Here is a 5,625-nt window from a genome sequence, read left to right on the forward strand (position 1 = left end):
GTAGTTAACCACGAAGCGCGTGTCCGACACCGCGACATTGGCCGGGATGACATTGCGCTTGCCCTCCAGCGGCTCGGTGGCGACGATGTAGTTGCCGACCGGCATGATGCGACTGTTGACGCGCGGCTCCAGTCCTTGCAGCAACGCGTCGCCGGCCAGCACGACATGTTTCGCCCGCACAGATCCCTTTGCCGTCGAGACCTTGACCGAAGGCTCCCGCTCCAGCCGCACGGCGACCGAATTCTCGTGGATGGTGACGCCGGCCGCGACCGCCGCGCGGGCAAGCCCCAGCGTGTAGTTCAGCGGATGCATATGGCCGCCGAGCGGCTCGTACATGGCGCCGTGATAGGGCGTGTCGACCTTGCCGCGCGCTTCCGCCGCCGACAGGATCTCGACGTCGCGGAAATTCATCACGCTGGCCAGGCACTCGGCCTCATCTTCAAGATCCTTGAGGTCGGAGCTGTTCACCGCGCCGACCAGATGGCCGCCGAGCCTGAGGTCGCAGTCGATGCCATTGCGCTCGATGATGTCGAGCACCAGCCCGCGCGCCTCGAAAGCGAGGTCGAACAGCGCCTTCGCCCGTTCCGGCCCGAAGGCCTTGACCAGGCCCTTGGCGCCCTTGCGCAGGCCTGGGATCATCTGGCCGCCATTGCGGCCCGATGCGCCCCAGCCGATCCTGCCGCCTTCGAGCAGCACAACCTTCAGCCCGCGTTGGGCGGCGTGGAGCGCCGCCGACAGTCCGGTGCAGCCGCCGCCGACGACCACAAGGTCGGCCTCGACATCGTCGATGAGCGCCGGATGATCCGGCGCCGGATGGGCGGTGGCGACATAGTAGGATTTGCCGATACCGAGACCGGAATTGAAACCCGTCGAACTGGAAACCATGGTCACACCTTGAGCAAAAGGTGGTCGCGTTCCCAGGACGTCACCACGCTCTGGAACAGGTCGAGCTCGACGCTCTTGACGCGCAGATAGGTCTGGAAGAAATCCTCGCCGAGCAGCGCCCGCACGGGAGCGCAGGCGGTGAAGCGGTCGAGCGCCTCCTCCATGGTCTTCGGCAGCGTGCTCTTGATCTTGTAGGCATTGCCAGACGCTTCCGCCGAGCGCGCGATCTTCTCCTCCACGCCGAGATAGCCCGCGAGCAGCGAGCCGGCGATCGCCAGATAGGGATTGGCGTCGGCTCCCGGCAGCCGGTTCTCCACCCGCCGCGCGGCGCGGCCGCCGGCCGGCACGCGCAGGCCGCAGGAGCGGTTGTCGTGCGACCATTCGATATTGGCCGGCGCGCTGTGGTTAGGACGAATGCGCCGGTACGAATTCACGTTCGGCGCAAACAGCGGCATGATTTCCGGAACATATCTCTGCAAGCCGCCGATGAAGTGGCCGAACATCGCGGTGTCGGCATCGTCGCCGCCGGCAAACAGCGTGTTGCCAGCCTCGTCGACAATGGACATGTGCAGATGCATCGAGGAGCCGGCCTGCGCCGCGATCGGCTTGGCCATGAAGGTGGCGTGCATGCCGCTCGCCTGAGCCGCCTGCCTGGTCAGGCGCTTGAACAACAGCACCTTGTCGGCCAGCGCCAGCGCATCGCCGTGCAGGAAGTTGATCTCCAATTGCGCCGTGCCCGACTCATGGATCAGCGTATCGAGCGGCAACCCCGCGGCCGCCGCATGCGCGTAGATGCGCTGGATCACCGGCTCGAACTCCTCCAGCGCCGCCATGTCATAAGGATGCTGCACGCTTTCGGCGCGGCCGTTGCGCCCGGCCGGGGCGGTCAGCGGCTGGTCCGGATCGGGATTTGGCGCGGTGAGATAGAATTCGAGCTCCGGCGCCACCACCGCCCGCCAGCCACGCTTGCGATAGAGATCGAGCACCGCCCGCAAGACGTGACGCGGCGAGGCCATCCACGGCCGGTCGTCCAGGTGGAAAGCATCGGCAAACACATAGGCCTTGCCCGGCCCGCCGCCCGGCGCCAGGCAAAGTGTCGAAACGTCAGGCACCATGCGCATGTCCGGATCCTGATAGGCGAAGCCCTCGTCGATCGAGCCGGAATAGCGGCCGTCTATGCTGACCAGGAACGCGCTGCTCGGCAGATAGAGCGCGCGGTCCTCCAGCGCCTTCAGGAACTTCGCCGCCGGCAGCGCCTTGCCGCGCAGCACGCCGTTCATATCGGGCACCAGGCACTCGACTTCGCTGATCGCGTGCGCGGCCAGCCAGCTTTTCGGGTCGTTGGCGCCGCTCGTCGGCGGCAGGGTCGTCAGGTGGTTTTCAGGCATTTGGTCACATCCGTATCAAAGAGAGGATCGCTTCGGCGGCCACATCCGTTCCGGGCTTCAGCGCCATCTGCGCTGCATTGTCCTTCAGGCGGGCGCGCATCGCATCGTCGGCCAACAGGCCGAGGATCGCTCGCTCCAGTACTCCTTCGGTCCAGCCATCACGGCCGATATGGTTGCCGACGCCGGTCTCCTCGGCGCGCCGCGCATTGTCGTGTCCGTCCCAGCAATAGGGCATGATCAGCGACGGCACGCCGAAGCGCAGCGCCTCGCAAAAACTATTGTTGCCGCCGTGATGGATGAAGAGATCCGATTTCGCCACCACCGAGGGCTGCGGGAACCAGGCGCCGAGATAGACATTGTCCGGCACCGCGCGATAGGCGTCGCGCAGGCCGCCGACATTGACGATGAAGCGGGCGGGCAGCCTGTCGAACACCGCCAGCATGCGCTGGATCAGCCCGACATCCATGGCACCAAGGCTGCCGAAGCTGAGATAGACCAGTGGCCCGCTGTTGCGCGGAAAGACCGGCACCTCGAACGGCCCCTCGGAGCGGACGCAGCCCTCAAGATAGGTGAAGCGCACGGGGTCGAGCGGCGCCGCGCGTTCGCGGCGCACGATGGCCGGTGTCAGCAGCAGGTTGAGATCGGGCGAAGTCTCCAGGAACAGGCCCTTCGGCAGCGGCGCGAGACCTGCATTGGCGCGCAGCCGGTTGAACCGCTCATGCGCCGGGGCGACCGCCGCGAGGTAGCGCGCCTCGAAGGCGGCGCGCCCAGGGTCGTCGGCGGCAAGGCCGGAAAGATAGGGCGGCACCTTGGCGTCGGGCAATTCCGTCTCGGCGCATGAGACGACGCGCACCCACGGGCAGCCGGCGCCGGCGATCGCCGGAAACATGATGACATTGTCGAGGACGACGGCGTCGGGCTTCAGCCGCGCCAGCAATTGCCTGAGCGGCGCCTCGGCGTGGGCCGCCGTGTCGACGATTGCCTGCCATGTCGGCGCGACATAGGTTTCGAGCTGGTCGAGCGGGCTCAGCCGGAAATGCGGCAGGTGGCGGCGCACGAAGGCCTGCCAGTAGCTCTGCCGCTCGCTGTCGCTCAGCGGATCGTCGGTCGGCAGCTGGTATTCCTGAAAGCCGTAATCGGCGAAGACGCCGGAAAAGCCGGCATGGCAGATGAAGACCGGCCGGGCGCCCCTGGCTCGCAAGGCCTGCGCGATGCCGACGCAATTGAGCGCCGCGCCGAAGCTCGCTTCGGGAAACAGCGCGATGGTCGGGCTGGCTTTGCGCGTCACGATGTCCTCGGTCAATCCGGCCGGCTGATCATGCCGAACAGCGCCGGCGCGCCGCGGCTCGCCGCCCGCGGCCGCTGGCTGCGCGACAGCCTCAGATGCACACGCAGCAGATCAGCGGCAACCTCATACTGCCGGCTTTCCAGATGGTCGAGTATGGTGAGGTGCTCGCGCAGCGACTGCTTGAGCCGGAACACGTTGACGCCCGCATAGATGCCAGGCAGCCGGCGCAACCGGAGATGATCGGACAGCGCGTCGGTGACGAACCGGTTGGCCGAGCCGTCGGCGATCATGCCGTGGAACTCGATGTCCAGCCGTTGGAATTCCCTGGTGTCGAAGGCCGCATCGGGCTGCGCCATCAGCGCCTCCATGCCCTGGCGCAGCGCCGCCGCCCGCGCGCCGTCGAGGCTGAAGCCCGGCGTCAATATGGCGGCGGGCTCCAGCAACAGCCGGAAGTCGTAGCTCTCGCCCTGCGCCTCGGGATCGTCGGGCGCCCGGCGAAACAGCCAGGATTGGCCCGGCGCGCGGTCGACGAGATTCTCTTCCGTCAGTCTCTGAAGCGCTTTTAGTACCGTCTTGCGTTCAGCATCGTAGCGCCGCATCAGCCCGCTGACGGTCACCGTCTGGTCCAGCCGCCGCGCCGAGCGGTCGCGCAGGATCGCCTCGGCCAGTTCGTCTTCCTCCGTATTCGGCAATTCGGCGGCGACAGCCCCTTGCGCCGCGAGGTCGATGGCAAGGCGGTAGCCTGTGGCGGCTTCCCAGCGCACCACGCCCTGTTCGGTGAGCAGGCGCAGCGCCGCCCGCACCGGAGTCCGCGAAACGCTGCAGAGCGAGGCGATCTGTTGCTCGGGAAGGTGCGCGCCGGGCGCGAAGCCGCGCTGCCTGGCAACGTCCAGGATGCGCTGCGCAAGATCGAGATGGTTGGTGCGAGGTCGCCTGGCTGCCGCTTGCATGACTTGTTCTCGTGGATCGGTGCGACCCCGGTTTGGCCGATCGTCCCCGCCGAGGCAATCGGCCAGATTCCGGAGCCGCCCGCCAAATTATGGATTGACGTACTTTTTTCTGCAATAGTACTGTCACTGCAATCGGCAACAAAAGACCGGGGAACAGGATCGAGCCCGTGGCGGGAACCGCGAATGCCGGTCTGCCAATGAATTTGACCATCAACCGTAATGGGAGACTGCCATGACCACCGCCCTGCAGCACCGTTCGTTCAGAACGTCTTCAATCGCGCTCGGCTTCGCTCTGGCGCTTTCGGCGCCGGCGGCCGCCGCCGACCTCGTCATCTCCAACTGGGACGGCTATATGGCGCCCGACGCCATGGCCGCCTTCAAGACCGCGACCGGTGTTGCCGGCGAGGTCGTGGTCCACGCCACCAATGAGGAGATCATGGGCAAGCTCGTCGCCTCCGGCGGCAAGGGCTATGACGTGGTCTTCGTCTCCTCGCCCTTCGCCGAGGTGCTGAACAAGCTCGGCCTGACCGAGCCGATCGACCATGCCCAGGTCCCCAACCTCGCCAATCTCTATCCGGAAGCGACCAAGCTGCCGCACGATGTCGGCAACGCCTTCTCGGTGCCCTACACCTGGGGCACGACCGGCCTCTGCTATCGTTCGGACCTGATCAAGACGGCGCCGACAAGCTGGAGCGACCTGCTCGCGCCTTCCGACGATCTCAAGGGCAAGACCACCATGCTGGCCACCGACCGCTGGCTGCTGGCCGCGGGCCAGCTCGACAAGGGTTTCTCCGTCAACGAGACCGACCCGGCCAAGATGGCCGAGGTCAAGGACCTGCTGATCTCGGCCAAGAAGACCCTCCTCGCCTATGACGACACCACCTTCTATTCGAAGCTGGTGTCCGGCGAGGCGCTGCTGGTGCAGGCCTGGGACGGCTGGTGCAACTACGGCATCGCCGAGAAGCCCGAGATCAAATACGTCATTCCGAAGGAAGGCTCGGACCTCTGGGTCGACACGATGGTGGTGATGAAGGCTTCCGAGCACAAGGACGCCGCCTTCAAGTTCATCAACTTCATGCTCGACGCCAAGAACCACGCCTGGGCGGCGCAGAAC

5 protein-coding genes are annotated in these 5,625 nt (G+C 66.2%); 1 reads left to right on the forward strand and 4 read right to left on the reverse strand.

The genetic code is table 11. The annotated features are described in order from the left end of the window. From EN745_RS28590 to EN745_RS28605, 4 genes are all read right to left on the reverse strand, one after another. Positions 1–885, reverse strand: an 885-nt coding sequence (locus EN745_RS28590; protein WP_145992174.1) for an FAD-binding oxidoreductase, incomplete at its 3' end; no start/stop codon positions are given. Between the two features lie 2 nt (positions 886–887). Then, complete coding sequence (locus tag EN745_RS28595; protein ID WP_127422795.1) at positions 888–2,273, reverse strand: glutamine synthetase family protein; 1,386 nt, start codon at positions 2,271–2,273, stop codon at positions 888–890. Between the two features lie 4 nt (positions 2,274–2,277). Next, positions 2,278–3,561, reverse strand: coding sequence for a glycosyltransferase (locus tag EN745_RS28600; RefSeq protein ID WP_126058185.1), 1,284 nt, complete (start codon positions 3,559–3,561; stop codon positions 2,278–2,280). Between the two features lie 11 nt (positions 3,562–3,572). Then, a complete protein-coding gene (locus EN745_RS28605; protein WP_126058184.1) occupies positions 3,573–4,511 on the reverse strand; it encodes a GntR family transcriptional regulator in 939 nt (312 codons plus the stop codon). 232 nt (positions 4,512–4,743) lie between these two features. Here EN745_RS28605 and EN745_RS28610 point away from each other — a divergent pair. Next, positions 4,744–5,625: spermidine/putrescine ABC transporter substrate-binding protein (locus EN745_RS28610; protein ID WP_145992175.1), on the forward strand; the 882-nt coding region annotated here is incomplete at its 3' end.

The organism is Mesorhizobium sp. M4A.F.Ca.ET.022.05.2.1, from assembly GCF_003998845.1.
Lineage (GTDB): Bacteria > Pseudomonadota > Alphaproteobacteria > Rhizobiales > Rhizobiaceae > Mesorhizobium.